Source organism: Hydrogenophaga sp. (genome assembly GCF_030158645.1).
Lineage (GTDB): Bacteria > Pseudomonadota > Gammaproteobacteria > Burkholderiales > Burkholderiaceae_C > Hydrogenophaga.
On record NZ_JAOASO010000106.1, the window covers coordinates 1 to 1,659 of the forward strand.

A 1,659-nucleotide genomic window follows, 5' to 3' on the forward strand; every position below is an offset into this window, starting at 1 on the left:
CCCCCCCGCGTCAGAATAGTTGTCGCTTCCATTGAATCAACCCAGGGGGCGGCGATGAAGGAAGAAAGTGGCTCGATACGGACAAGCATTCAAAGACAAAGCGGTAGCCAGGTTGCTGGCGCCGGAGAGCGCAGCACTGGAGGTGGTGTCGCGCGAATTGGGTATTGGGTTGGGGACGCTGGAGCGCTGGCGCGAGGATGCGCAGTCCAGGCCCGCCCGAGGGCGGGCCTGGACTGCGGGCGCCCGGCTTGAGGCCGTGATCACCACGGCGGCCATGAACGAGGCTGCCAAGAGCGCCTGGTGCCGCGAGCACGGGGTATACCCGGCCGAGTTGGACAAGTGGCGGGCGAGCTGCACCACCGCACTGGCTGACCCCGAGGACGCACGCGCCAGCCCACAGGCCACGCGTGCCTCCGCCAAGCGCATCAAGGAGCTCGAGCGCGATCTGCTGCGCAAGGACCGGGCACTGGCAGAGACGGCCGCGCTGCTGGTTCTATCAAAAAAAGTCTCGGCGATCTTCAACAAGGGAGAGGGCGAATGATCGGCCTCGAAGATCGCCAAGTCCTGGCCCGAGAGATCAACACCGCCCATGCCGCAGGAGCGCGACTGCAGCCGGCCTGCGCTGTTGCCGGTATCGACGTTCGAACCCTGCAGCGCTGGAAGGCCTGCGCGGGCCTCACAGCGGGCGATGGCAGACCCGCCGCCGTGCGCCCGATGCCCAGCCATGCCCTGAGCCCGGCTGAGCGCGCAGCGCTGCTGGCCGTGGCCAATGAGCCGCGCTTTGCCTCGGTGCCGCCAGCGCGTATCGTGCCTATGCTGGCCGATGAAGGCACATACCTGGGCAGCGAGTCCAGCATGGCTCGAGTGCTCAAGGCCGCGGGTCAGAACAAACGCCGAGGACGCGCCAAGGCGCCCAGGGCCACACGGCCGCCCACCACCCACATCGCCACGGCGCCCGGGCAGGTCTGGTGCTGGGACATGACCTACCTGCCAGCCATCGTGATGGGCCGCTGGTTCCACTTGTACCTGATTCTGGACCTGTACAGCCGCAAGATCGTCGGCGCCGAGGTGCACGACAGCGATGACGCCGACCATGCCGTTCACCTGGTGCGAAGAACCGCCCTGGCCGAGAGCATTGCCACCCTGGACAGCAAGCCTGTTCTGCACGGTGACAACGGCTCCACGTTGAAGGCCACGACCGTCCTGGAAATGCTGCGCTGGCTGGGCGTGAAGCCCTCTTACTCGCGGCCCCGCGTCAGCGACGACAACGCTTATGCCGAGTCGCTGTTCCGCACGGCCAAGTACCGGCCCGAGTTCCCTGCCAAGGGCTTCGCGAGCCTGGACGAGGCCAGGGCCTGGGCGGCTGAATTCGTGCGTTGGTACAACGTCGATCACCGCCACAGCAGCATCCGCTACGTCAGCCCGCAGCAGCGTCATGCCGGACAGGACAAGGCCGTCCTGGCTGCTCGCCACACCCTGTACACACAGGCCAGGCAGCGCAACCCGGCACGCTGGTCTGGCCACACTCGCGACTGGTCGCACATCGGTGCCGTGACGCTCAATCCCGAGCGCGACGAGGTGGTCAGCATAGCTGCCAGCGTTCAACATACTCAGCAGAAAGCTGCGTGACCCGGGCGACAACTACCTTGACGCGCGCCG

The 1,659-nt window shown here is 66.5% G+C and carries 1 pseudogene; it reads left to right on the forward strand.

Annotated elements, in window-relative coordinates:
* Window positions 1-67: 67 nt before the first annotated feature.
* Window positions 68-1,629 (forward strand): annotated as a pseudogene (locus Q1W68_RS12300) (IS3 family transposase).
* Window positions 1,630-1,659 lie beyond the last annotated feature (30 nt).